Origin of the sequence: Arthrobacter sp. YD2, assembly GCF_030410475.1 — a bacterium.
In the GTDB taxonomy this organism is placed as follows: Bacteria; Actinomycetota; Actinomycetes; order Actinomycetales; family Micrococcaceae; genus Arthrobacter_B; species Arthrobacter_B zhangbolii.
The window spans coordinates 734,979-759,560 of the sequence record NZ_JAUHHB010000002.1 but is presented as its reverse complement, the minus strand read 5'-3'; the positions used below and the strand labels follow the sequence as shown (position 1 = coordinate 759,560).

General features: G+C 67.6%; 27 protein-coding genes. 6 read left to right on the top strand and 21 right to left on the bottom strand.

The genetic code is table 11. The features are described from left to right. The first annotated feature begins 60 nt into the window (after window positions 1-60). Together QWJ37_RS10200 and QWJ37_RS10195 are read left to right on the top strand one after the other, a co-directional pair. A complete protein-coding gene (locus tag QWJ37_RS10200) occupies window positions 61-573 on the top strand; it encodes a GNAT family N-acetyltransferase (RefSeq protein ID WP_290245297.1) in 513 nt (170 codons plus the stop codon). Beyond that, window positions 570-1,094, top strand: coding sequence for a GNAT family N-acetyltransferase (locus tag QWJ37_RS10195; protein WP_290245210.1), 525 nt, complete (start codon window positions 570-572; stop codon window positions 1,092-1,094). The genes QWJ37_RS10200 and QWJ37_RS10195 overlap by 4 nt, the downstream gene beginning before the upstream one ends. A gap of 122 nt (window positions 1,095-1,216) precedes the next feature. On the opposite strand, the gene QWJ37_RS10190 is transcribed toward QWJ37_RS10195, so the two are convergent. Further along, entirely contained in the window at window positions 1,217-3,046 is a 1,830-nt protein-coding gene (locus QWJ37_RS10190; RefSeq protein ID WP_227927988.1) for an immune inhibitor A domain-containing protein, read from the bottom strand. Window positions 3,047-3,239: 193 nt separating this feature from the next. On the opposite strand from QWJ37_RS10190, the gene QWJ37_RS10185 reads away from it, so the two are divergent. Together QWJ37_RS10185 and QWJ37_RS10180 are read left to right on the top strand one after the other, a co-directional pair. Continuing rightward, window positions 3,240-3,875, top strand: coding sequence for a hypothetical protein (locus tag QWJ37_RS10185; RefSeq protein ID WP_227902170.1), 636 nt, complete (start codon window positions 3,240-3,242; stop codon window positions 3,873-3,875). A 119-nt stretch (window positions 3,876-3,994) separates the two neighbouring features. Further along, complete coding sequence (locus tag QWJ37_RS10180) at window positions 3,995-4,267, top strand: hypothetical protein (RefSeq protein WP_227902169.1); 273 nt, start codon at window positions 3,995-3,997, stop codon at window positions 4,265-4,267. A 140-nt stretch (window positions 4,268-4,407) separates the two neighbouring features. Here QWJ37_RS10180 and QWJ37_RS10175 read toward each other — a convergent pair whose 3' ends face one another. After that, window positions 4,408-4,665 carry a hypothetical protein gene (locus QWJ37_RS10175; RefSeq protein ID WP_227927987.1) on the bottom strand — a complete coding sequence of 86 codons (258 nt, stop codon included), beginning with the start codon at window positions 4,663-4,665 and terminating at the stop codon, window positions 4,408-4,410. A gap of 145 nt (window positions 4,666-4,810) precedes the next feature. Between QWJ37_RS10175 and QWJ37_RS10170 the strand changes: the two genes are divergently transcribed. Further along, on the top strand, window positions 4,811-5,311 hold the full coding sequence (locus QWJ37_RS10170) for a DinB family protein (protein WP_227927986.1): 501 nt from the start codon (window positions 4,811-4,813) through the stop codon (window positions 5,309-5,311). On the opposite strand, the gene QWJ37_RS10165 is transcribed toward QWJ37_RS10170, so the two are convergent. The 8 genes from QWJ37_RS10165 to QWJ37_RS10130 all read right to left on the bottom strand — a co-directional run bounded on the left by QWJ37_RS10165 (window position 5,308) and on the right by QWJ37_RS10130 (window position 13,854). Beyond that, a complete protein-coding gene (locus QWJ37_RS10165; protein ID WP_227927985.1) occupies window positions 5,308-5,862 on the bottom strand; it encodes a GNAT family protein in 555 nt (184 codons plus the stop codon). The genes QWJ37_RS10170 and QWJ37_RS10165 overlap by 4 nt on opposite strands. A gap of 56 nt (window positions 5,863-5,918) precedes the next feature. Then, a complete protein-coding gene (locus QWJ37_RS10160; protein WP_290245209.1) occupies window positions 5,919-6,344 on the bottom strand; it encodes an SRPBCC domain-containing protein in 426 nt (141 codons plus the stop codon). A gap of 247 nt (window positions 6,345-6,591) precedes the next feature. After that, window positions 6,592-7,923: an HRDC domain-containing protein gene (locus QWJ37_RS10155; RefSeq protein ID WP_290245208.1), complete on the bottom strand. Its 1,332-nt coding sequence runs from the start codon at window positions 7,921-7,923 to the stop codon at window positions 6,592-6,594. A 51-nt stretch (window positions 7,924-7,974) separates the two neighbouring features. Beyond that, on the bottom strand, window positions 7,975-8,598 hold the full coding sequence (locus QWJ37_RS10150) for a DUF3000 domain-containing protein (RefSeq protein ID WP_227928084.1): 624 nt from the start codon (window positions 8,596-8,598) through the stop codon (window positions 7,975-7,977). A gap of 123 nt (window positions 8,599-8,721) precedes the next feature. After that, a complete protein-coding gene (locus tag QWJ37_RS10145) occupies window positions 8,722-9,804 on the bottom strand; it encodes a low specificity L-threonine aldolase (protein ID WP_227927982.1) in 1,083 nt (360 codons plus the stop codon). 45 nt (window positions 9,805-9,849) lie between these two features. Beyond that, window positions 9,850-10,617 carry an SDR family oxidoreductase gene (locus QWJ37_RS10140; protein ID WP_290245207.1) on the bottom strand — a complete coding sequence of 256 codons (768 nt, stop codon included), beginning with the start codon at window positions 10,615-10,617 and terminating at the stop codon, window positions 9,850-9,852. Further along, on the bottom strand, window positions 10,614-12,044 hold the full coding sequence (locus QWJ37_RS10135) for a DUF6421 family protein (RefSeq protein WP_290245206.1): 1,431 nt from the start codon (window positions 12,042-12,044) through the stop codon (window positions 10,614-10,616). Before QWJ37_RS10135 ends, QWJ37_RS10140 begins: the two co-directional genes overlap by 4 nt. A gap of 181 nt (window positions 12,045-12,225) precedes the next feature. Further along, window positions 12,226-13,854 carry a peptide chain release factor 3 gene (locus QWJ37_RS10130; protein WP_227927979.1) on the bottom strand — a complete coding sequence of 543 codons (1,629 nt, stop codon included), beginning with the start codon at window positions 13,852-13,854 and terminating at the stop codon, window positions 12,226-12,228. A 285-nt stretch (window positions 13,855-14,139) separates the two neighbouring features. Between QWJ37_RS10130 and QWJ37_RS10125 the strand changes: the two genes are divergently transcribed. Then, a complete protein-coding gene (locus tag QWJ37_RS10125) occupies window positions 14,140-15,306 on the top strand; it encodes an acetyl-CoA C-acetyltransferase (protein WP_227927978.1) in 1,167 nt (388 codons plus the stop codon). A 7-nt stretch (window positions 15,307-15,313) separates the two neighbouring features. Here QWJ37_RS10125 and QWJ37_RS10120 read toward each other — a convergent pair whose 3' ends face one another. The 11 genes from QWJ37_RS10120 to QWJ37_RS10070 all read right to left on the bottom strand — a co-directional run bounded on the left by QWJ37_RS10120 (window position 15,314) and on the right by QWJ37_RS10070 (window position 24,486). Further along, window positions 15,314-15,541, bottom strand: a complete 228-nt coding sequence (locus QWJ37_RS10120; protein WP_290245205.1) for a hypothetical protein — start codon at window positions 15,539-15,541, stop codon at window positions 15,314-15,316. Window positions 15,542-15,631: 90 nt separating this feature from the next. Further along, entirely contained in the window at window positions 15,632-16,090 is a 459-nt protein-coding gene (locus tag QWJ37_RS10115) for a DUF2809 domain-containing protein (protein WP_290245204.1), read from the bottom strand. A 475-nt stretch (window positions 16,091-16,565) separates the two neighbouring features. Then, complete coding sequence (locus tag QWJ37_RS10110) at window positions 16,566-17,165, bottom strand: V-type ATP synthase subunit D (RefSeq protein WP_227902157.1); 600 nt, start codon at window positions 17,163-17,165, stop codon at window positions 16,566-16,568. A gap of 13 nt (window positions 17,166-17,178) precedes the next feature. Continuing rightward, the gene (locus QWJ37_RS10105) at window positions 17,179-18,591 is read right to left on the bottom strand and encodes a V-type ATP synthase subunit B (protein ID WP_227902156.1); all 1,413 of its coding nucleotides are present in this window, start codon (window positions 18,589-18,591) and stop codon (window positions 17,179-17,181) included. Continuing rightward, on the bottom strand, window positions 18,584-20,512 hold the full coding sequence (locus QWJ37_RS10100; RefSeq protein WP_290245203.1) for a V-type ATP synthase subunit A: 1,929 nt from the start codon (window positions 20,510-20,512) through the stop codon (window positions 18,584-18,586). The genes QWJ37_RS10105 and QWJ37_RS10100 overlap by 8 nt, the downstream gene beginning before the upstream one ends. Beyond that, window positions 20,497-21,024: a hypothetical protein gene (locus tag QWJ37_RS10095; protein ID WP_290245202.1), complete on the bottom strand. Its 528-nt coding sequence runs from the start codon at window positions 21,022-21,024 to the stop codon at window positions 20,497-20,499. The genes QWJ37_RS10100 and QWJ37_RS10095 overlap by 16 nt, the downstream gene beginning before the upstream one ends. Then, window positions 21,021-21,254 (bottom strand): hypothetical protein, encoded by a 234-nt coding sequence (locus QWJ37_RS10090; protein ID WP_227927971.1) that lies wholly within the window; start codon window positions 21,252-21,254, stop codon window positions 21,021-21,023. Before QWJ37_RS10090 ends, QWJ37_RS10095 begins: the two co-directional genes overlap by 4 nt. Further along, entirely contained in the window at window positions 21,251-21,706 is a 456-nt protein-coding gene (locus QWJ37_RS10085; protein ID WP_290245201.1) for an ATP synthase subunit C, read from the bottom strand. The genes QWJ37_RS10090 and QWJ37_RS10085 overlap by 4 nt, the downstream gene beginning before the upstream one ends. Continuing rightward, window positions 21,703-23,025 carry a V-type ATPase 116kDa subunit family protein gene (locus tag QWJ37_RS10080; RefSeq protein ID WP_290245200.1) on the bottom strand — a complete coding sequence of 441 codons (1,323 nt, stop codon included), beginning with the start codon at window positions 23,023-23,025 and terminating at the stop codon, window positions 21,703-21,705. The genes QWJ37_RS10085 and QWJ37_RS10080 overlap by 4 nt, the downstream gene beginning before the upstream one ends. Continuing rightward, window positions 23,012-24,043, bottom strand: coding sequence for a hypothetical protein (locus QWJ37_RS10075; protein ID WP_290245199.1), 1,032 nt, complete (start codon window positions 24,041-24,043; stop codon window positions 23,012-23,014). The genes QWJ37_RS10080 and QWJ37_RS10075 overlap by 14 nt, the downstream gene beginning before the upstream one ends. Then, window positions 24,043-24,486 carry a hypothetical protein gene (locus tag QWJ37_RS10070; protein WP_227902149.1) on the bottom strand — a complete coding sequence of 148 codons (444 nt, stop codon included), beginning with the start codon at window positions 24,484-24,486 and terminating at the stop codon, window positions 24,043-24,045. Before QWJ37_RS10070 ends, QWJ37_RS10075 begins: the two co-directional genes overlap by 1 nt. Between the last annotated feature and the right edge of the window lie 96 nt (window positions 24,487-24,582).

Sequence of the window (24,582 nt, the reverse complement as noted above, 5' to 3'; positions counted from 1 at the left end):
TTAGGTTGGGGCGTGCTTACTGAACCGCTTTCCGCGACCACGCTGCTGCACGGCATCCGGATGGAGGTCATGGCCGCATCCCATGCCGATGCGCTCGCAGCGGGCTACCGGCGCAACCGCACCTATCTTGCCCCCTGGGAGCCGTTACGCGAGGAATCCTTTTACAGCTCCGACGGGCAGACGGCCGTGATTGAGGCAAAACTTTTGCTGTTCCGGGCCGGTACGGAAGTGCCCTGGGTTCTGGCTGCAGGGGAGCGCATCATCGGTACTGTCACGCTGGCCGGTATTGTCCGTGGTCCGTTCCAGTCCGCGAATCTGGGCTACTGGATAGACGGAGAATACGCCGGGCGGGGGATCGGAACTGCGGCCGTTGCCGCCGTCCTGGAGGCCGCCCGGGAACGCCTGGGCCTGCACCGACTCCAGGCGGCGACGCTGCCGCACAACGTCCCGTCGCAGCGGATTCTGGAACGGCTGGACTTTGAACGTATCGGTCTGGCTCCGCGGTACCTGAGGATCGCCGGCCAATGGCAGGATCACGTGCTTTTCCAGCGGATCCTGCAGGGTCCGCTGTGAACGGGGTACTGCGGGCCGAACTGATAGCCACGGAACGCCTGAGGCTGGAACCGCTGTCCGTGCACCATGCCCGGGAAATGGTTCCGGTGAGGGCGGGCACTGCCATCTACCGGCATATCGGGGGTACAGCACCCACCGCGCAGGAATTGGCTGCCCGGTACGCTGGCCAATCGGTCGGGGCGTCACCGGACGGCAGGGAGGCATGGCTGAACTGGATCATCCGGGAGCAGGGCGCCGCCGTCGGCTTTGTGCAGGCCACCGTAGCCGTTGGCGCACCGTGCCCGACGGCGTACGTGGCATGGGTGGTAGGCGAGGACTTCCAAGGCCGCGGCATTGCCACGGAAGCGGCCCGGGCCCTGCTCGGCTGGCTGCTGCCCCGTACCGGAGGACCGGTTGCTGCTTATATCGCTCCTAAGAATCTGGCCTCCACCGGCGTCGCACGGAAACTGGGGCTGGCCGGCAGCGGTCAGCTGGACGAGGACGGCGAGGAGCTCTGGCGCAGCGCCACGCCGGCTGGGTAGCCCGGGCGTGCCGGTGTAAGAGCGCCGGTGTGGCCCCGCCGGTGTAGCAGTGCCGGCGCAGCAGAAGGGCGGGGATCGGAGCGTCCTGCTCCGATCCCCGCCCTTTGGGGGTCGAAAAGCTGCTACTTGACCTTGACGGTCATCATGCCCTTCGGATTGCTCTGGATAACCTCAATGGTGGTTCCGGTGCCGGCCACTACTACGCTGCCCTGCGGGTTTGCCGGGTCGTAGTACGCATTCGGGTTGCTGTCATTGAAGACGGCGATGCCGGGTTTGGACGGCACATTGAGCGTTGTCATCCCGGCAGCCGTTTCGCGGTGCAGGAGAATCGGGTCGGTGGCTTCCTTGCTGAACGTCGCATCAAAGCTCTGGATGCGGTTCCGTGCCAGGGCGCCGTCGGTCCAGCGCAGGGCCTGCGGGCGGGCATCCACGGGAAGAACCAGGCCGGCGCCGGGATGCTGGCTGGTGTTGTTGTTGCGCTGCCCTGCGTTCCAGTACGTCACCAGCAGTCCGTTCTGGTAGGGGAAGTGTTCCACCTTGTCCGGTGCGCTGACGGCCCAGCCGAAGTTGTACGGGCCGGTCTGGAGGGTGGCATCGTAGCCGGCGTATTGCCGGTTTTCGGCAATGTAATACCTGCCGTTGCCGTTGGCGTCCTTGGGGAGGGTCACCACTACGGCCTGCTGCTTTTTGGTGGCGTGGTAGGACGGGCCAAGCATGTGCGTGGACTTTACGCCCGCCGTTGCCACGTCATAGTCCAGCCAGCCCATCTGCAGCTTTTCCCAGGCGCCCATGTGGTTGGGTGTGGTGCCGATGGAGTCTTCGCCGCGGCCCAGCCAGGAGCCGGAACTCATCAGGGTCCAGAAACCGGTTCCGTTGTCTCCGCCTGCCGTGTCGTACAGGTCCGGCAGGCCCAGGTCGTGACCGTATTCGTGGGCAAAGACACCGAGTCCGCCGTTCTCCGGTTCGGTGGTGTAGTCGCGGATCCAGACCTTGGAATCGCCAATCCGGATACCGCCAAACGGGTTGCTGGCCGGGCCCTCGATTCCGCGTCCGGCCTGGCCCACGGACCAGCGGTGCGACCAGATGGCCGACGACGCAGCACCGGCTTCCTCGCCCTCGCCGGAATGGATGGCCTGGAAGTGGTCGATGTACCCGTCCGGCTCGTCGAAGTTGCCGTTGTTGTTGTAGTCATAACGGTCCCACTGGTCGAAACCGGCAAGGTAGGCGTCGATATCCGCGGCACTCTTACCGGCGGCGATCTGCCCGTCGTACCAGGCGTCGGCCGCGTCCTGTACGAACCGGGTCATATCCGTCTGGGATTCCGTTTCGCCGTAGCTGGCCGAGTTATAAGGGACGGTTACCCAGTCGCTCACGTCGCCGTCGACCGTGTAGCGGCCGCTGGACATTTCCTCATAGAGGGTCTTCAACGATTCGCCCTGCGGGTTAAAGAACATATCCATGTAATGTTCCCGGTCAAACTCGGGGAGCCAGTATGTGGAGTTGTCCATGCTGCGGTTGGGTGCGGGGATCCGGTTATGTTCCGGACCCGGAGCGGAGCCGGGGAAGCGGGGATCCACCTGGTCCCCGAACTCAATCAGGAAGGACAGGATCTGGTCGCTGTCCTCCAGCCCGTATTCTGCCCACTGGCCGGGAGCCACCTGGACAGCCTTGGAGCCGCCGCGGTTCTGGACCGGGGCTTCGCCGCGCACTACCTTCTCCACCGCCTGCTGGTTCAGCGTCCGGCGCTCATCAGCGGCGGCGTCGGGGCGGTCGTCCGTTTTCGCGGTGCTGCCGTTGGCCCCGGGGGCGCCGGAAGCGCCGTTGCTCCCGCCGCCCGGGGGCTGGGGGGACGGGGCGGCGACGGCGGACACGGCCACCACCGGCGAGAGCAGAAGGGCGCTGCTGAAAGCCAGCACGGCAGCCTTCCGCGCAACGTTGTTTATTGAACTCAATTGTTCCCCTTAGAAAGTGCGTGGTGCGTAAGTGAGGTGGAATCAAGCTACTGGAGCGCCGGTTCCCGGAAGGACCGTAAATCGGATAGGAAATGAATTGGCATCAAAGTGGCACGGGTTTATACGCAGCCTCTTCCAAAAACGCTTCCTAAGCAGTAAAAGGTCTTCCTAACGTGCGGCTACACTGCGGTTGATGACACACGCTGGGGAACGCATGGGGGAGAACACCGCGGACGGCACGGGCAAAGGAACTGCACTGCCTGAACCCGAATACCGGATTGATCCGCGAACCCTGCGGGAAATACCACTGGATCCCGGCAGCGCCGAGGCGTGGCTGGCAACGACGGCGGGTGATGGACGCCCCGCGTCCGCCCGGATCGCCTGGCTGCGGATCCTGGGACGGCTTCCCGAAGCCGAAGCGGCCGCCCGGGAAGCACTCAATGCCGTAACCCCTGCGTTCCTGCATGCCGGCGCCCTGCATTCCGGCGCCCGTATCGGTGCCGGCATGCTGTCCGCAGGAGTCCGCCCGGCCATCCGCCTGGCCCAAGTGCTGCAGTGGAAAGGGCAGCTCAGCGACGCCCTGCGGCTGCTGGCGGCCGTGGACCGGTTCCTGGCCGCGCCCGGCCACGGGAAGCCCGGTGACGCGCTGGTCAGCCGGGCGTTCCTGCACCAGCATCGCGGCAAGGTACTCCTGGACGCTGGACATCCCGTCTGGGCACTAACTGAGTTCCGGCGGGCGCTGCATCTTCGCATTGCTGCGGGAGCGCCCGGGGACCAACTGCAATCGGCCGAGATGGCTGTCAGTGAGGCCCTGAGACGCCTGAAATAGACAGCAGGCTTAGGAGACTGGCGGCTTCCAGTCTAGGATTGAAGGCAGAATAGCTCTCCGGAAGCCTGGACAACCGCTTGGACTTCCGTTGTGTACACCGTTACGAAGGGATCAGGATCATGATCGGATTCATCATCGCAGGGCTAATCATCGGAGCGCTGGCGCGGCTGATCAAGCCCGGCAAGCAGAACCTGGGTATCCTGGCAACCCTGCTGCTCGGCCTGGCAGGTTCCGTCATCGGTGGCGTGATCGCCAATCTGCTGGGTACGGGTGACATTTTTGAACTCAATGTCTTCGGCTTCATCATCGCAGTTGTTGCAGCTGTACTGCTCGTGGGGACCGCTGAAGCTATTGCCGGCCGGAACAAGGGCAACTCCCAGATCCGCAGGTAAACCCGGCCGCACCCCGGGGGACAAACCCCGGAGACCTCAGCCCCAAAAACAAGCCGTCCCGGCTCCACCGCATCATGCTGTGGGGCCGGGACGGTTTTTTATCTGACGTTTCTTTCCAAGTGTGTGCGCCGGCGGCCGGATCAGGCAGGCAGCGATTCCGGAGCCGGGTAACCGCCAGCGGCTTCGGCCGGGGCAGTGCCGGGAGTGATGTCTGCGGGGCGCATGCTGCGCTCCTCAAGCTCAGCGGAGAGGGAGAGATAGAAGCCGAAGAGGCCCTCGATGAGCGGCCCTTCTTCCAACTGGTTGAACGCCTGGTCACACAGTGCTTCGAGGCTGCTGGTGTTCATGGCGGCGAAATCGGGAAACAGGTCGACGTGGGTGATCGGGGCATGGGTCATAAAGTGTCCTCACAAAAGAACCAATGGTCCACGTCTTAAACCACAGAGGTTTCCACCGTATCGGGTTCCCCGGTTCCTGTAAATGCCGGTCAAAGGGCACGGCGCGTATCCGGCTCCGGCCGGCATTCGGCGCTAGATTGAGGGCATGCAAACCGATAACCGGGTCGACCCGCCCGAGACAGCCGGGGAACTCGAGACCCTGACCGGATTCCTGGACTACTTTCGGGACACCGTGGTGATGAAGGCCTCCGGGCTGACCGACGCGCAGGGCGCAAAGCAGCTGCTGCCCTCCATCACCACCGTCTCCGGGCTGGTCCGCCATCTTGCCGACGTGGAACGTTTTTGGTTTCAGGGGCGAATCGACGGACAGCCGGACGTACGCACCAGATGGTCCGATGAAGATCCGGACGGCGAATTCCGGGTCAGCGACGAGGACAGCCTGGCCGGCATTATTGCCGACTACGAATCGGCCTGTGCCGGGTCACGAGCCGTGCTGTTGAACTATGCCCTGGAGGACCGCTGCCGCGGCGGCGAAGGCCGGCAGACAGTCCGCTGGGTACTGGTCCACATGATCGAGGAAACCGGCCGGCACTGCGGCCATCTGGACATCCTGCGCGAGTTGCTGGACGGCTCCACCGGAGACTAGCCGGCGGTGATCCCGCTCCGCGGACCGCCTCCGCGGGACCGCGTCCAGAAGAGCATCTCGACCGGGTGCCTGCGCTGGGACTGGCGTTCGGTACGGATGGGGCGGAATCCCGCCCGGCGGGCCACGGCTTCACTTTGGACGTTGCCCACGATGGTCCGCAGGACAACGGTCGGGAAGCCTCCCGCCAGCGCCCAGTCACTAAGTCCCCGGGCCGCTGCCGTGGCGGCTCCGCGGCCCCGCCCGGCCGGCAACAGCGCATACATGATTTCGGGGGTGTCGTGCACAGTGCTGGAAATGCCTGCAGTACCGAGCACCTGGTCGCCGTCGCAGAGGGCGTAGCGTGCCAGCAGGTTCTCCCGGCGGGCTGCCGCTGCCCGCTCCACCCGCCGTCGGGCGTTATCTGCGCTGAGGTATGCGGGAAACAAAGTCCAGCGGATGACGTCCTCGTCCCGGGACAGCTCCTGCTCCAGGTGCCAGTCTGATGCCGTGAGGATCCGAAGCGTGAATCGCCCCAGTTGGAGTGAGTCCGGCGTCGCCGTAATTAGGGGCATCCGCCATTATTGCGCCGTCCTCAGCGGCTCCCCAACCCCTCACCGGTTCAGCGGTGTCACGCCACCGGAAATGATTCCAGCATGGCCTTCAACCCGGCATAAATCCCCGGGGTGTCGTGGTCAACCGAGATGGCCGACGCCCCGTAGAGCCCGGTGATTCGGACGGTGAGTTCGCAGCCTTCTCCGGCATGTTCCAAGGTGTATTCCAGGACACCCGGGGACTCGGCGGCCACTGTACCGTTCCACTGCGGATTGAAGGTCAGGGCCAGCCGGACCGGTTGCTCCACCGCCAGAACGGTGCCACTGATCAGGTCCTCACCGTCGTAGGCCATGGTGTACGTGCTGCCCTCCGACAAGGGTCCGGAGAGCGTTGAGTCCCACATCCAGGGGCGGGGAACCCCGGTTGCAGTGAGCTCTGCCCACACCCGCTCGGATGGACAGGCAATGAGGGTCCGGTAAAGAGTCTCCGATATGTTGCCCATGGCCTGCCTCCTGTGCCGGTGCCGCGCGTCTGCAGCATGTCTGCGGCGACGATAAACCAGGCAGCACCTGGACCGCTATCCCGAGGTGCTGCCTGTGGATAGCACTCAGTTCCCTCTGCTGGGCGGATCCACCGGATGCAGTTCGGTACGGACGGCGTCCAAGTACCGCACCGGCGCAACCAATTAGATGACCGCGACGCCGATCCCGGCAAGCGCTGCCCGCCTAGTCAACGGATAGGCTGCCGGCTTACCGCTGCCGTGCGGAAGTACGGGCTCCGGCCGCGGATTTCTCCTCGGACGGCTTCTCCACCAGGGGATCAGGGTCCAGGAAGGCGACGGTCAGTACCGCAGCGGTCTCCCGGATCTGCCACTCCCTGGCACCCAGCCCGCGCAGCGCGGCGCTGATGGTGTCCAGGTTGATCTCCGCCGGCGGACGCCAGGCCAGCCGGCGCAGGTGATCCGGGGTAAGCAGGTTTTCCAGCGGCAGATTCAGTTTTTCCGCCAGTGCGGTCAGCCGCGGCTTGGCGGTCTGCAGCCGGGCAGCGGCCGCCGGGTCGTTTTTCGCCCAGACACGCGGGGGAGGCGGGGCATGGGTGGGGATGTGCAGCGGGGGAAGGTCGGTGGTGGAGCGGGCAGCCGAAATGCAGCGCAGCCAGCGCGGGGCTTCCTTCTGCGCCGCCCGGCCGTGGAATCCCGGCGTCTTCAGGAGCTGGGGAACCGTGGCGGGCATGGCACGGGCTGCGGCCACAATAGCCGAGTCCGGTATCAGCCGGCCCGGCGCGGTGTCGCGCAGTTCCGCAAGGTGTTCACGCTCGGTCCACAGCTCGCGCACGGCGGCCAGCTGGCGGCGGTCCCGGAGCTGGTGCATGCCGGAGGTCCGGCGCCAGGGATCGACGCGGGGAAGGGCCGGCGGTGCGGTGCGGATGGCTTCAAACTCTTCCTCGGCCAGTTCGAGCTTGCCTGCCTCGTCCAGCACACGGATCAGTTCCACCCGCAGCTCTGCGAGGACTTCGACGTCGAGCGCCGCGTAACGCAGCCACGGCTCGGGCAGGGGCCGGGTGGACCAGTCAGCAGCGGAGTGCTCCTTGGCCAGGGAGAAACCCAGCAGGGTTTCGATCACTGCGGCCAGGCCCACACGGGGCAGTCCGGCCAGCCGGGCGGCAAGTTCGGTGTCGAAGAGCTTGTCCGGCCACATGCCCAGCGCAGACAGGCAGGGCAGGTCCTGGGTGGCGGCGTGCAGTATCCACTCCACCCCGCTCAGGGCCTCGTTGATAATCCGCAGGTCCCCGAAGGCTTCGGGGTCGATCAGCCAGGTTCCGGCGCCTTCACGGCGGATCTGGACGAGAAAGGCGCGCTGTCCGTAGCGGAACCCGGAAGCCCGTTCGGCATCCACACCGGCGGGGCCGGTGCCGGCGGCCAGGGCTGCCGCAGCCCGTTCCAATCCGCGGGGAGAGTCGATGACCAGCGGCACACCGTCCCGGGGAGTTTCAAGTACCGGAAGCGGCTCCGGCGGTTCCCCGGCCTCGGCTGGTGCGGAGCTGGACGGGTCTGCGGCCTTGCCGGATATATGCGCGGTCATAAGGATTCCATTCTACCGACGAAGCCGGGGGCAGCGGACAGGACGGCGGCCCTAGCTGCGCCGGCGGCCCGGAAGGGGAGTGACGCCGTCGGGCAGCGGGGGCAGCCCGGCGAAGGTGCAAACCATGTCCGACCACGCTTCCAGATGGGACTGCACATCGGCACCAGCCGGCGTCCAGGACGCCCGCAGCTCAATATCGATCGAGTCGTCCCTGCCCTCGAGGGTGCCGTAGCTTTCCGAAAGCACCCGGGTGGCTGTGCCGCCGGCCAGTGAATAGGGCGCTCCGTGTTCCTCCAGCGCTTCCACCAGCCAGGTCCAGGCCACCGAGCCCAGCAGCTGGTCATTGCCCATGTCCGGCTCCAGTTCGGCGCGGATGTAGGTCACAATCCGGAAGGTTCCGTTCCAGACGGGTGAGCCGGCCGGATCATGGAGCAGGATGAACCGCCCCGTGGCCAGCTCCAGCTGTTCGGGGATCTGCAGGGCGGCCGGGCCATGCAGGCTGGTGGGCCCGGCGGGACCCGGCGCCAGCACCTCTGCGCCCAGCGAAACAGCGTACGGGGCCAGGCGCGTGGGGGCGGGGATTTCCTCGAGTTTCAGTTCCGCCCGGCAGGTGGCCCGGCGCAGCGCGCCGAGGGCCGTCAGGAAATCCGGGGGCACCTGGGAAAGGTCACCTATTGCACTCACCTCCGCAGACTATGGCCTGCGGAACATTGCCGCCGACGCAGGCTCGCCGGTGTGGCCGTTTCGTTACCTGCCGTCCGTGGCGCAAATGCCGACGGACGGCAGGGTGAAGCGGATTTAGTGCGTGCCCAGCGGTGCCGGATCGGCGGCAACTTCACGGGCGATGGCTTCGGCAAAGGCATCGATATCGTCCTCGGAAGTATCGAAGGTGCACATCCAGCGCACCTCGCCGGTGGACTGGTCCCAGTCATAGAAACGGAAGTCGCTGCGCAGCCGGTCGGCGACGCCGGCGGGCAGCTTGGCGAACACGGCATTGGACTGCGTGGCCTGGGTGATCTCCACGCCGTCGATCTTCTCCACCGCGGCACGCAGGCGCTGCGCCATGGCGTTGGCGTGCGACGCCGAGCGGTGCCACAGATCCGTGCCGTACAGGGTGACGAACTGGGCGGAGATGAAGCGCATCTTAGAGGCCAGCTGCATGTTCATCTTGCGCAGGTAGTCCAGGCCCGGGGAGGCCTCCGGGTCGAAGGTGATGATGCATTCGCCGTACATCATGCCGTTCTTGGTGCCGCCCAGGGACAGGATGTCCACACCGGCGTCGGCCGTCATTTCCTTGAAGGAGACCCCAAGGCTGGCTGCGGCGTTGCCCAGGCGGGCGCCGTCCATGTGCAGCTTCATGCCGCGGGCGTGGATGTGCTCGGCAATGGCGGTGATTTCCTCCACGGTGTAGAGGGTGCCAAGCTCGGTGGACTGGGTGATGGACACGGCCAGCGGCTGGGCGCGGTGCTCATCGCCCCAGCCCCAGGCCTCGCGGTCGATCAGTTCGGGGGTGAGCTTGCCGTCATCGGTGGGGATGCCCAGCAGCTTCATCCCGCCGATGCGTTCGGGGGCGCCGTTTTCATCCACGTTGATGTGCGCCGTCGTCGGGCAGATCACCGCGCCCCAGCGGGGCAGCAGGGACTGCAGCGCGGTCACGTTGGCGCCGGTGCCGTTGAAGACGGGGAAGGCACGGATGCGGCTGCCGAACTGGTCCGTCATGACCTCGCGGAGTTTGGCCGTGTAGACGTCTTCGCCGTAGGCCACCTGGTGGCCCTGGTTGGCGGCAGTCAGTGCTGCCAGGATTTCCGGATGGACACCGGAGTAGTTGTCGGAGGCGAAGGCCCGGATGGTGGTGTCGTGCAGGGGGAGAATGTCAGTCACGGTTCCTAGTATCTCTTACGTTGGTGTTGCGCAGGTTACTTTTTCCTAGCCGGTGAGGTAGATCCGCTGTCCGTTGATGTCGCCGGCTTCCTGACCAAAGAGCCGGACGACGGCGCCGGCCAGGTCTGCGACGTCGGTGGCGCCTTTGAAGGTCCGTTCCGGGGAGGACCGCCGCTGCCCGTCATCCACCAGCGATTTCACCACAAACACCACGGCGGCGGAACGCTGGGGTTCGGGGTTTTCCCTGCGCCCCGACTGGGCACGCCGGAACCCGGCGGCAATGGCCCGCACCCAGGCATCCGCTGCTGCCTTGGCCGCGGCATAGCCGGCACCGCCGGCGGTGGGGGTGTCCACGGCGGTGGCTGACACGATGGCCAGCCGGCCGTTCGGGGAAGCGGCCAGCTGGTCATAAAAGCTGCGGCTGACGTTGCGCAGGGTGCCCAGGATGTTCGTTTCCAGGAAATCCCAGTCCTCCTCGGACTGTGTGGTGATCCCGGCGCCGGCACGCCAGCCGCCCACCAGGTGGATCAGGCCGTCGATCCCGCCGTAGCTCTCCTGCATGTCCGAGGCCAGGGCCGCGACCTCCCCGGCGTCGGCGAGGTCGCAGGTGCGCAGATCGGCGTTGTTGAGCCCGAACAGCGTGTTTTCCAGCCGGGCCGCGTCGCGGCCAACGGCCACCACCTTGGCACCGGCGGCGTCGAGCGCCTGGCACACCGCGGTGCCGGAGGCACTCCCGGCACCGGCCACGAGGACGGTCAGGCCCTTCGCGGACGCGGTGTCCCGGCCTGGCGCGGTGCCCGGTTCGGAGCTCATGCGGTGTGCTCTCCTGCGGGTGCGCCGGACGGGGTGGCCGTGGCTCCGGTGATCCCGGAGGTGGACTCGATAACCGGGGCCATTTTCTTGGACAGGGCCTCGTAGAACATGGACAGCGGGAACTCGTCATCGAGCACCCGGTCGGTGAGGCCGCGCGGCGGTCCGTCCAGCGGCAGCGCCTGCGGACCCTGTGCCCAGACGGACGCCGGGTGCGGCGTCAGGGTGGCCGACACCAGGTCGTAGGCCGCGAGCCAGTGCGCCGTCTTGGGGCGGTCAATGGAACGCCAGTAGAGTTCCTCGATCCGGGCGCCAAGCCGGACAACGACGTCGGCGGTCTCTTCCCAGTCGATGCTCAGTTTGCCGTCGGTCCAGTGCAGTACATGGTTCTGGTGCATCCAGGCGAAGAGCAGCTGGCCGCCGAGGCCGTCATAGTTGCGCACCCGGCTGCCGGTGATGGCGAAGCGGAAGATGCGGTCGAAGATCACCGCGTACTGGACCAGGCGGGCGTGCCGGCGGGTCTCCGCGGGTGCCTCCTCATCGCGCTGGATTTTTACCGCTTCACGGAACGCGGTCAGGTCGCAGCGCAGTTCCTCCAGCGAGTACAGGAAGTAGGGCATGCGCTGCTTGATCATGAACGGGTCAAAGGGGAGGTCGCCGCGCATGTGGGTGCGGTCGTGGATGAGGTCCCACATGATGAAGGTTTCCTCGGTCAGCTTCTGGTCCTCCAGAAGCTCCGCGGCTTCGGCCGGCAGCTGCAGGGAGGTGATGTCCGCTGCCGCGGCAAGGACGCGGCGGAAGCGGGCCGCTTCCCGGTCCGCGAAGATGGCGCCCCAGGTGAAGGACGGGGTTTCCCGCACTGCTACGGTTTCCGGGAACAGGACAGCGGAATTGGTGTCATAGCCCGGGGTGAAGTCCAGGAACCGAATCGGGACGAAGAGTCCGTTGGAGTACTCACCGGCCTCGAGTTCTGCCACGAACTCCGGCCAGATGACCTCGATCAGCACAGCCTCCACGAGGCGGTTGGAGCTGCCGTTCTGCGTGTACATGGGAAAGACCACCAGGTGCGCCAGGCCGTCAACACGCTCGCGCTGCGGCTGGAAGGCCATCAGCGAGTCCAGGAAATCCGGCTCGGTCTCCAGGCCGGCAGCAACCCAGCGTTCGAAGTCGGCGACAACGAGGCGGAGGTACTCCTCATCATGCGGGAAGGCGGGGGCCAGGGCGGTGACGGCTGCGCAGATGGTGCCGATCAGCTCCACGGCCCGGTCATGGTGCGGGGCGTCCACGGAACCGTTTTTGTTCTGCAGCGGCTGCAGATCGGTGGCAGCCTGTTTCAGGGTCAGCCAGGCGTCGGTTCCGGCGGGGGCGGTGCCCGCCGGAACTGCGTCGATGTCGGGGCGGTTGAGCGCGGAAAATGCTGGGGAGGACATGGCTGTGACCTTCCGGGGGAGGGGCCGTCCCGTGGGGGTGGGGTGGCAGCTGGACTGATTAGCCGCCAGCATACTCACGTATTCCTAACGCTTACCGAAGAACAGCCCACACGTAAGTACCTCTTATGCTCGTGTGGTGCCCGTCACGCCAAAGCTTTAGTACCTCTTCGCCTGCAGACGGCTAGTAGCCGCGGCTGTTCGGGGATTCGGTGCCGATGACGGTCAGCGAAACCTCGGGGTGGTTCTTCTCCACCCGGCGCAGCGCCCATACGTCATTGAAAACGGCCACGTACGCGCCGTCGGTCCGCTCCAGCACCTCGGCGCCGTGCACGTTGGAGAGAATCTCCGCAGCATCGGGCGTGGTGAGCCGGGCCAGTGAGTAGGAAAGCTGCTCGTAGCGCATGGGGGCGTTGAAGTCCTGCGTCATGCGGTCCTCCACCACCTCGAACTGCATGGGGCCGACGGCGGCAAGCACCGGCGCCTGGTCGCCGCGGCGGTCCGAGCGCAGCACCTGGATGATGCCCTCGTGCTCGAGCTGGTCGATGCCCCGGCGGAACTGCTTGTAACGGCTGGGATCCTGGGAACGGGCCACGCGGAAGTGCTCGGGGGAGAAGAACGGGATGGGCGGGTATTCCACCGGTTCCTCCACGTACAGGCTGTCGCCCACCCGCAGTGCGGAGGCGTTGACCAGCCCGACGACGTCGCCCGGGTAGGCCTGGTCGATCACTTCGCGTTCGCGGCCAAAGAGGTGCTGGGCGTACTTGGTGGCGAAGGTCTTGCCGGTGTTGGAATGCGTGACCACCATGCCGCGCTCGAAGATGCCGGAGCAGACCCGGATGAAAGCCACGTGGTCACGGTGCGCGCGGTTCATGCCGGCCTGGACCTTGAAGACGAACCCGGAGAAGGGTGCGTCCACGGGGCGAAGTCCGCCGTCCTTGTCCTCGCGGGCGGAGGCCGAGGGGGCCAGGTCCACCAGGGTGTCCAGGATCTGCTTGACGCCGAAGTTCAGGGCAGCCGAGGAGAAGAGGATGGGGGTGGCCTTGGCGTTCAGGAAGGCGTCACGGTCGAAGTCGCGGCCGTCGATGACCAGTTCGGCCTCGTCCAGCGAATCGGTCCACACATCGCCTTCACGCTCGAGCGCCTGTTCCGGGGTGAAGTGTTCTTCCTTGGCCAGGGAGGCACCGGAGTTCTGCCGTTCAAAGTGGACGTATTCGTCCTTCTGCAGGTCCCAGACACCGCGGAAATCGCCGGCGATGCCCACGGCCCAGGTCAGGGGCATGGGGGCCAGGCCGGTGCGTTCGGTGATTTCATCCATCAGGGCCAGCGGATCCAGTCCGGGGCGGTCCCACTTGTTGATCACGGTGATGATGGGCAGGTTCCGGGCGCGGCAGACTTCGAACAGCTTCATGGTCTGGGTTTCCAGGCCCTTGGCGGCGTCCACGAGCATTACGGCGCAGTCCACGGCGGCGAGGACGCGGTAGGTGTCCTCGGAGAAGTCGGCGTGGCCCGGGGTGTCCAGCAGGTTGATCACGGTGTCGCGGTAGGCGAACTGCAGGGCCGTGGAGCTGATGGAGATGCCGCGGTCCTTTTCCATCTGCATCCAGTCGGAGACCGTCTCGCGGCGGTTTTCCTTGCCGTTGGTGGCCCCGGCGGTGCCGATCACCCGGGCGTGCAGGGCCAGCGCCTCGGTGAGCGTGGACTTACCGGCGTCGGGGTGCGAGATGACGGCAAAGGTGCGCCGCCGGGCGGACTCCCGAACGATCTCTTTGGTGGCGGTGGCGCTGACGGTGGTGGAAACCTGTTGTGACACTCCGCTGCTTTCAGACTCTGTGGGTTGGAACTGCTGGGGGACTGCATGTTGTCCGCGCCCGGCAGCCGGCTGCTCAGAACACAGCTTTCTCATTCTACCTGCTGGCTTCCTGCCGCCCGGACAGGGCAGGGATCCTGCCCGGCGGCTGTCCCGCACGGACACCGGTGCGCTGGGCCGCGGAGGCATACCGGTGGTCGGGTGCCCGAACCCGCGGTATCGCCTACTGTGGTGCTCAGCACACACCTGGCAACCATCTGCCTTACAACGACGAAAGGCCCTCCCATCATGGCTGAAGCGTTCATTATCGACGCCGTCCGCACACCCGTTGGCAAGCGCAAGGGGGGACTGAGCAGCATCCACCCCGCTGATCTTGCCGCCCATGTCATCGCCGAGACGGTCCGCCGCAGCGGCGTCGATTCCGAGGAATATGACGAGGTGATCCTCGGCGCCATTGACCAGGTCGGTCCGCAGGCCATGGATATTGCCCGCACCTCCTGGCTGGCTGCCGGCCTGTCGGAGCGGGTTCCCGGGACCACCGTGGAGCGGCAGTGCGGCTCCGGCCAGCAGGCGGTTTCCTATGCCGCGCAGGCCGTGATGAGCGGCACCAGCGACCTGGTGATTGCCGGCGGTGTGCAGAGCATGTCCTCCGTGCCCATCGGTTACGCGAATACCGCTGCCAGGGAGCTGGGTTTCCCGGATCCGTTTGCGGGCTCGGTTGGGTGGGAAAAGCGCTACGGCGGTCAGCAGGTTTCACAGTTCATCGGTGCGGAGATGATGGTGAAGCAGTGGGGGCTCAGCCGTGAAGAGATGGAGGACTTCGCCGTCGAGTCCCATGTCCGGGCCATCGCCGCCCAGACAGCGGGACGCTTTGACCGGGAAATCCTCCCGATGAACGGCGTGAGCGCCGATGAAGGGCCGCGGGATCCGGACCGGGCCAAGATCGCCACCCTTGCCCCGCTGGCCGAGGGCGGCTCCCTGACTGCCGCCACGTCGTCGCAGATTTCCGACGCCGCAGCGGTCCTGCTGGTCGCCTCGGAAGACGCGGTGCGGCGGTACGGGCTGAAGCCCCGAGCCCGGATCCACTCAATCTCCGCCCGCGGCGATGATCCGATCATGATGCTGAGTGCGCCCATCGAGGCCACCCGCCATGCCCTGAAGCGCACCGGCATGAGCGTGGAGGACATCGATCTGTTCGAGATCAACGAGGCCTTCGCTTCCGTGGTCCTGGCCTGGCAGCGGGAGATTGGCGTGGACATGGCCAAGGTCAACGTCAACGGCGGCGGCATTTCCCTGGGCCACCCCATCGGGGCCACCGGTGCGAGGATCATGACCACGCTGCTGCACGAACTCGAGCGGACCGGCGGACGCTTCGGGCTGCAGACCATGTGCGAGGGCGGCGGCCAGGCCAATGTCACCATCATTGAACGTCTGGACGAGGGTTTCCGACTCTAACCGGGTTTCAGCTGTAGAGCCGGGACGGGTCGCCGGCCAGGGCCGCCTTGACGAACCGCGCCGGGTCATCCGCGAGGACTTCGATCATGCCGGATTCCACGCCCGCGAGGCTTGCTTTCGCTACGTCGTCCGGGTGGATCATGGGCCCGTCGGCACCTGCCATCATGTCCGTGTCAGCTGCGCCGAGGTGTACCCCCTGCGCCAGGATGTTCCGGCCCGCCAGCTCGACCCGCACAGCCAGCTGTTCGGCTCCTCCTTCCCGGCCACATTGGACGAAGCCGTCAATATGCAGGGCGCCCCGGCCGCCTAGGCAGCGTACCGGGAGTCAGGGTGTCCTGTCCTCGTTACTTTGCGGATGTTGCTTCCCGCCGGATTGCGTCCGGCGGGACAGCCCGTGCCCGGCCGTCCGCCCAATCAGCCCGTCGGCCAGGCCTGCAGCCGTCGCGCCGGCCAGATATGCGGGCAGGTCCCAGGCATTGAAGGTGGTGCCCAGCACCAGCCGCAACGGCGGCCACGCCGTGCCCCATTGCGCCGGGTACGGGGTGAGCTGGAATAACTCGATCAGCGCACACAGTGCGACGGCGGCAGCCGCCATCCTCATTCGCTTCGCCCCGGGCAGGGCAAAGGCCAGCAGCAGGTAGATCAGGGCGGCGTACAGGAAGCCCCCGGCGGCGTCGCCCGGGACTCCCGGCAGCCCTGTCCGGACGAACAGGCCCAGCAGCAGGACAACGACGGCGGCGCCGGCCAGCGCGGCGCGGCGACGGGCCGTCCGGCGGGATGGCACGCCAGGGCCTGACCTGGTGCTCCGCGGGACGGCGGGAATCCGGTTGTTCTCCGAGCGGGGCTGTGAAGTATCGATGCGGTCACTGTAGCCCGCCGGGAACCAGGCAGGATCCCGGCGGGGAGTGTCCGGGCAGTCGGGATGGGAAGCAGGCGGGAGCTCGGCTGGGAGTATCCGGGAAGTCCGGGCAGGAGCACAGGCTCCAATCGAGAAGGCACGAATTACCGATTTTTCGGCGGAAAACGGTAATTTGTGCCTTTTCGATCCCGCCAACGGTAATTTGTGCCTTCTCGATCCGGGCCGATCCGGGCCAGGCAATTGCACCTCACATCGGACCGGGCAGCGGCACCCCGACGGCCGGGCCGGTGTCGACTCTGCACTGGTTACGGGTTTTCGGCCGGGAAACGATAAGAACTGCGGACTCGATGCCTCCCGGGGCCCCACATCTCCGCACCGTCACATCTCCCTGCCCCACTCGTCACATCAGCCCGGCAGCCCAGCGCAACCGCAGGCTTTCCTCCAGCTCCTGCTCCGCTATGCGCTGCTCGATCGCCTTCAGCTGGTCCTCGAGCAGCGGAATCCACCGGTTCTCCACGGCCCGCTGCCGGGTGCGGGTGGCTGCCAATTCCTCCGAGACCAGCAGCAGCGCCCGCTGGACGGCCGCAGCGGAGACTGCCGCCTCCAGCGCTTCCCGGTGGGCTGCGGCTGCATATGCCAGGGCCGAACTGCCCCCGGCCGGCGGCGCAGACGGGACGGTACACGTGGCTTCCTCGGGATAGGAGATGCCCATGGCCCCGCCCCACCGCACGCGGACCCGGGCGTCCTGCAGCGGGGCCGCAGCCAGCAGGCGGTCCGCGCCGTCCAGTGCCGTGGTCCGCCGCAGCCACACAGATGCTTCACGGGCCGCTGCTTCCCAGCCCAGCCGTGCGGCGTCGGCCCGCTCTGCCATCCCCTCGATGGAGCGCTGCAGGATCCGCTGCTTGCGGTCCAGCAATTCGGCCCCGCGCCGGGCGGTCGCGAGCCGTCGCTGCACCTCGGACCGTTCGGCCCGGCTGCCTCCGGACCGGAACCCGCTCACCGCGCCGGTCCCGTCACAGCCGTGCCCCGCCCTCAGGCCCGGGCAGGTACCGGTCAAGGAAGTCCGCCGAAAGCATGGTCAGCTCCCGGCGCGGCAGCAGCGACAGTGCCTGCCACGCCAGGTCCAGGGTCTGCTGCAGGGTGCGCAGCTCGTCCCGGCCCTGGTTGAGCAGCTCCCGTTCCACCACGGTCCGGAACTCGATGTAGGCCTTGTCGGTTTCGCTGAGCGCCGCAGCTCCCACCAGTTCGGCCAGTTCGGAGGCGGAGCGCGCGCGGGACATGGCGGAGAGGATCTGGGCGGCGACGTCGAGGTGGTCCTCACGGGTACGCCCCTTCCCGGCACCGCTGCGCATCAGCCGGGACAGGGAGGACAGGACATCCACGGGCGGGTAAATACCGCGGGCGTCAATGTCGCCGTCGAGCACTACCTGCCCCTCGGTGATGTAACCGGTGAGGTCCGGCACCGGATGGGTGATGTCCCCGGCGGGCATGGTCAGCACGGGCACAATGGTGACCGAGCCTTCGCGGCCCTTAACCCGCCCGCAGCGTTCGTACAGGGTGGCCAGGTCACTGTAGAGGTAGCCGGGGTAGCCGCGGCGGGCCGGTATTTCCCGCCGCGCGGCGGAGACCTCGCGGACTGCCTCCGCGTAGCTGGTCATGTCCGACATCACCACCAGCACATCCGAGCCGTGGTCATAGGCCAGGGACTCCGCAACCGTCAGCGCGATCCGCGGGGTGAGAATGCGTTCAATCACCGGATCATCAGCGGCGTTGAGCAGCAGCACCAGCTCTCCGGCGGCCGAGCGTTCCTCCAGCCGGTCACGGATGTAGGCAATGTCCGCATGGGTCATGCCCATGGCGGCGAACACCACCCGGAAGGCCCGCCCCGAGGAGGTGGCGGCCTGGGCGGCGATCTGCGTAGCCAGGGTCAGGTGCGGCAGGCCCGGGATGGAGAAGATCGGCAGTTTCTGTCCGCGGACCAGGGTGGTCAGGGCATCCACCACGGAAATGCCGGTGATGACCGGATCCTGCGGCGGTTCCCGGAACACGGGGTTCAGCGGCCAGCCGCCCACCGGAGCGGTTTCCTCGGCAGTAACGGGAGGGCCGCCGTCGAGCGGTTCCCCCCGGCCGTTGCAGACCCTGCCGAGCCACCCGTCTCCCACGGGCACGGAAAGCGGGCGGCCCTGGAAGCGCACTTCCACCCCGCCCAGCGCCATGCCCTCGGTGCCTTCGAAGACCTGCAGGGTGGTTTCGTCCCCGTCGATCTCCAGCACCAGGCCGTGCCGCTGCGCCCCGCCGTCCACAGAGACGGTGGCGAACTCGTCCCAGCCCACGCCGTCGGTGTCGCCCAGGACCAGCAGCGGGCCCCGGAGCTCGCGTACGTCGCTGTGTCCCACCCGGGCGGTGGGGCCGGTGTTGTTAGCCATGGGTTGCTCCCGCCGCTGGTTGCACTGTGGATGGCTGGTCAAGATCCGCTGTTAGCCGACGCAGGAAGTCCCGGGCGCGCTGCCGGACTCCCTCGGCGTCGGTGGGGCCCGTGTCCTCGCGCAGCCGGAGGACGGGGGAGAAATCGTAGCGTTCGACGTCGGCCGGCGGCACTCCGCGTCCCACCATGGCCTGGCAGGTATCCACCACGTCCAGCACCGTCTGCAGCAGGGCGGCACCCTTGTCCGCGGAGCTGTACCCGTCATTGGGACTGAGCGCATTCTGCAGCAGTACCCCGTCGCGCAGCAGGCGCCCGCCCAGCAGGACCATCTGCTCATGGCCGGGCAGCGAGGAGGCGCCGATGATTTCCGCGAGCGCGGTCAGCCGGTCCGCCTCGGCCAGCAGCAGCGAGGCCCGGGCACGCCGCGCGGTCCATTGCGGGTCTCCGTGGGCGGAGTACCAGCGGCCCAGTGACTCGGCGTCCCGGGAGAAGGAACCGCGCCAGGAGACGGCGGGGTAGTGCCGTGAGTAGGCCAGGTCCCGGTCCAGCAGCCAGAGGGTACGGACAAAACGCTGGGTACCGGTGGTCACCGGTTCGCTCATGTCCCCGCCGGGAGGGGAGACGGCGCCGATGACGGTAACCGAAGCCGTCGCCCCGCCCAGGGTCCGTACCCGGGCGGCCCGCTCGTAGAATGCCGCCAGTTCGCTGGCCAGGGAGGCGGGATAGCCCTCCTCGGCGGGCAGGTCCCCGTTGCGGTTGGCGAATTCGCGCAGGGCTTCCGCCCAGCGGGAGGTGGAATCGGCAATCACCACGGCGTCGTAGCCCATGTCGCGGAAGAACTCGGCAACGGTAACCCCGGAGGCAATGGACGCCTCCCGGGCCATCATCGGCATGTTGGAGGTATTGGCAATGATGACCGTACGGTCAATGAGCTTGCCGCCGGTACGCGGATCATCCAGACCTGAGAGCCCGTCCAGCACGTCCGCCATCTCATTGCCGCGCTCGCCGCAGCCCACGTAGACAATCACGTCCGCGTCCGACCATTTGGCAATCTGCTGCAGCGTCAGCGTTTTGCCGGTGCCGAACCCGCCGGGGACGGCTGCCGCCGCACCGCGCGGAACCGGGAAGAGCAGATCCAGCACACGCTGTCCGGTCTGCAGGGGGACGAGATCGGTAATGCGCTCGCCGAAGGGGCGGGGCCGGTGCACCGGCCAGCGCTGGGCCAGGGTAACCTCCACTCCGCCCACCCGGGCCACCGGGTCCAACGGTCGGACTTTTCCCTGCGCCAGCCAAGCGATTTCCCCGGAGACCGACGGCGGCGACATCACCCGGAATTCAACTGTGCCTGCCGTGGGGACAATACCCAGGACCTGCCCTGCCCGGACCGTGTCCCCGACCGCCACGGAGGGGGTGAAGTCCCATTCGGTTTCCAGCACCGTCGGATCTTCAGTGGAACTCTGCCGCTGCTGGGTGAGCCAGAGCGGGGCGGACGAGAGCGGACGGAGCAGCCCGTCAAAAACGGTGCCGAGCAGTCCGGGCCCCAGCAGGCCCGCAAGCTGGTGGCCGGTCCGTTCCACCGGGTCACCGTTTTTCAGCCCGCCGGTGTACTCATACGCCTGGACAGTGGCAGTATCCCCATTAATGGACACCGCCTGGGCGGCAATACCTTCGGGACCCACATTGACCACTTCAAGCATGGTCAGGCCGGGCAGGCCGCGGATTTCAACCAGCGGTCCGCTGACCCGTGTGACCACGCCCGTTTCGCCCCGTGCCTGCCCGGCTGCCGCTCCTCCCCCCGCCGTCGCCCCGGTCCCCGCCGCCGACGTCGCCGCCGCCCCCGCCGTCGCCCCGGTCCCGGTCCCGGCAATGTCCCTGGCCGTACCGGCGCTGCCGGTACCCGGTGTCCTCACACGTCTTCCCATAGTCTGCGCACCTCCCGCGCGTTTTCTTCCAGGGCCTGTTCGGCCAGGGCGGGCAATGACAGGTCAATCCGGCGTGATCCGGCCGTGCCGGTGACGCCGCCCCTGGGGCTTTCCGTCACCGAAGCCATCGGCCCCAGCAACCGGTCCGCCTGTGCCGTCAGCCGCCGCAGGATCTGCGGATAGCGCGGGTCCCGGCGGATTTCGCGGGCCTGCTGCATCACTTCGGCAGTGAGCAGGGAGTGCAGGTGCTCCTGCTCGGCCAGGATGCTCCGCCGTGCTGCCCGGCGGGCCCGGGCCGAGGACGCCACGGCATCCGCCCGCGCCGCCTCGGCGCCCTCGCGCGAGGCAGTGGCCCGGATGTCCGCGGCTTCGGCGCGGGCGGCGGCGAGGATCTCCTCCGCCTGCCTCCGTGCTTCTGCCTCTGTGCGGGCGGCGTTTTGTGCGGCCTCACGGTCCAGCGCCCGGCGAACCGGTTCCAGCGCGGTTTCGGCGCCGCGCGGCAGCCGGGTCATACCGGCAGCACCACTGTCAGCGGGGCCAGCGGGTCGGCGAGTTCGACGGCGAGGTCCGCCGCGGCGTCGGGCGTCAGCAGCACTACGCACACCGATTCGGGCAGCGCTGCCCATACGGCGCGAACATCAGCTGCCCCGGCAGCCGGATACAGCGCCGCCCCGGCAAGCCTGAACCCCTGCAGCAGCGTGGTGCTGCCCAGGGCAGCGACGGTTCCTTCGCGAGCGCTCATGCCTGGCCGATGAGGATGATGGAGATGATCAGCCCGTAGATGGCTATGCCTTCGGCCAGGCCCACCACCACCATGGCGCGGCCGAAGATTTCCGGGCGCTCACTCATGGCGGCCAGCGCTGCGGATCCGGTGTAGGCCACGGCAATGGCCGCGCCGATGGAGGACCCGGCCACGGCGATCGCCGCACCGAGCAGGGCAGCACTGCTGCTGTCGCTGCCGTCGGTGGCCATGGCAACGGAAGCGGCGGCAGCCCCGCCGTCGCCCGCCGTGGCGGGAACTGCGTTGAAGGCGGCGACCAGAAGGGCCAGCGCGCCCCCCATCAGGACGGCGTTGAGGCCCAGCAGTGCCCGGACGCCGGTGCGGCGCCGCCGGCGCATCAGCATCACGGCACCCGCGGTCAGTAGGACGGTCAGGATCAGGACCAGCGGAATGCTGGCAAACCAGGGATTCACGGCAGGTGCCTTTCAGCAGGGGCGGTAGGGGTAACAGCGGCGTTGGCAGCCGGTCCCGTGGCGGGGGTCCACGGCCGGAACCGGCGCCCCTCCTCGAGGAAAATGCGGGAAAAGAGTTCGTAGTACTCCAGCCGCAGCGCCTGGATGCCGGCCACCAGACCCTCCAGGGCGAAGGTGAGAATGTTGCCCACCAGAAACATCAGGATGGCCGGGATGATCCGCCAGTTCGGCTCCCAGATGGCCGTTGTAGCCTGCCAGACCACCATCATGAGTGCGGCGTGGGTGAGCCCGAAGGCGGCCAGACGGGTGAAGGACACTAGGTTGGAACCCAGCTGCACCACCGTGTCCATCAGCTCCACCGAGGCCTGCAGTCCGCCGGTGGGACCGCCGCCGGCTTCGACGAACAGGCCGATGAAAATGAACACCAGCGCCACCAGTGCGGCTGCACCGGCAAATACCAGCACAATCGTGTTCCCGGTCAGCAGCCCCCAGGCGGCCAGTCCAACGGCAACAAAGAGCAGGGACCCGGCCAGCCCGGAGCGGGCGTAGAGCGCGTATCCCCAGCCGCCCTCCCGCACCCGGTTGATGGTGCCCAGCACGTAGGAACCCGCCAGCAGCACCGCGCCGAAGGCCAGCGCCGCGATGATCAATGTGATGGGTTCCTCCAGCGGCTCCAGCCAGAGCACCGGGAGCACGCCGGTAGGGCCGAAGAATTCCCCGTACAGGAAGCCGAAGACCACCGCAGCGAACCCGGCTCCGGCGATGAACAGCCACGTCCGCCGGTAGCGGTCCAGCCAGGGGACCTTCAGGAAACGGATCAGCAGCCCGGCGATCAGCAGCAGCGCCCCCTGGCCGGCGTCACCGAACATCATCCCGAACATCACCACGTACGCGACGCCGGCTATCCGCGCCGGATCGAGGTTGGAGTACGGGACGGTGGTGTAGGTATCCACCAGCAGGCGGGAAAGCCGGGGCACCTGCCGTGACCGGTCTTCACCGGTGAGCCGGGTGGGCGGCTGGACACCGCGGGGCCGGCGCAGCGGGACCGCTGAGGCGCCGTGCGGTTCCAGGGCCTTCCGCAGGGCGGGAAGGTCGGCGGTGGGTGCCCAGCCGGCGAGGGCGGCTACCGGGCCGTGGACGACGGCGGCTTCGGCCGCACGCTGAACCTCCTCGGGTCCGTCGCCGGGCTCGTAGGGCAGATCCAGTTCGACGGCGGCACTGGCCGCAACTTCAGTGAGCATGGGTTCGCGGGCATCCAGCGGGCAGACCAGGGCGATGCGCTCCATCCGGACCGGGCTCAGGCTCTCACGCCACGGCATCGAGCACCTCGCTTCCGCCACCGCCGGAGCCCGCCGCAGCCAAGGCGGCACGCACCCGCCAGGCATCAGCGGCAAGCACTGCCGCCGCGCCCAGCACCACTCCGGGTCCGGGGAGACCGGCGCGCAGCAGGGAGAAGCCGTCCGTTTCCACGCGGCCTGCCAGGGCAGCTTCGGCCCGCCATAATTCCCGCGGATCCTGAACTCCCGCCAATGCCTGCCCGGCCGCCGGGCTGAGGGCCAGGAGAAGTTCCGGCAGGGAGAACGCTTCCGCCCACCCGGTGCCGATCAGCGGACGCAGCAGGGATACCTGGCGCTCGGTTGGACGGCCACCATCCACCAGCAGCAGCCGGGCCACCAGCAGGACGGCAGCGGCAACCGCCCACGGCCGTGCCTCCGGGGCAGCGGAGGCCACCCGGCGCAGCCACACTGCCGCCAGGGTGTCCGGCAGTGTCGCACTCAGGCTGTCGGCCGGTCCCGGACTGCCCCAGGGTGAGGCGGCGAGCATGGGCTGGAGGGTATCCAGGGATTCGGCGGTCCTAAGCCGTGGCCAGGCCGTGGCGAGGCCGCCAAGGTCAAAAGGGGTAGAGGCGCTGGTGTCGGAACGTCCGGAAGACCCGGAAGACCCGGAAGACCCGGAAGACCCGGAAGACCCGGAAGACCCGGGCGTCCGGTCCGGTGCCTCGTCCGGCGGGGTGCCTGCGGAGAGCGCGGCGGCAAGGGCCACGATGTTATCCGCTTCGAACCGCGCTGCGACGGCGCGGACAAGCGGGGTGCCGCTGGCCGGCAGCCAGCCCGCCAGCACACGCAGCTGCCACAGCACGGTACGCCGGGTAGCCAGCTGGGCCTCCTGCAGGGTCCGGGCGGCAGCCAGCTCCCCGGCGTAGACGGACCCGGCGAGGGCCTCCACTGCAGCGGGCAGGTTCGGCAGGGTGGACAGGCTGCGGCAGGCACCGGCGCCGAGCCGGCGCTGTGCCATGGACCGTCCCCGGACCGTCGCCGCCACCCAGTCCGCCTGCATCAGCCGCTGTCCGTTCCGCGTCCCAGCAGGTCCTGAACCAGGTCCGCCACGATGGCGGAAGCGAGTTCGGGCACCCTGGATTCACCCCTGCGCCGCAACTCGGCGGCTTCCTGCCTCGCCTCGGAAAGCAGAGCCTCGTCCTGCCGGGACACCTCGGCCGAGACCTGGGCGGCGGCCTCGGCACGGGCCGCGGCACTGTCCATCCGTGCCTGTTCCAGAAGGGCGGCGGCCTGGCGGCGGGCCGCAGCGACGCTCTCGCGTGCCTGTTCGGCCGCGTTCCCGGCGGTAGCCTGCGCTGCCTCAATCTGCGGGTCGAGGGCTTCGAAGACGGGAATCAGTTCAGCGGCCGGACCCTCGTCATCCTGGGCCGGAACACCGGCAGGGCCGGCGGGCCCCGGTGCCCCGACGGGCCGGAAGCGGTCCAGCAGGCTGTTGCGTGCCATGCGGTACCTCCCTGTTGTAAAGGAGTGACTTGTACAGGAATGGACGTGTGCAGGATCCGATTTGTGCAGGATCCGATTTATGCAGCAGCGGACGGG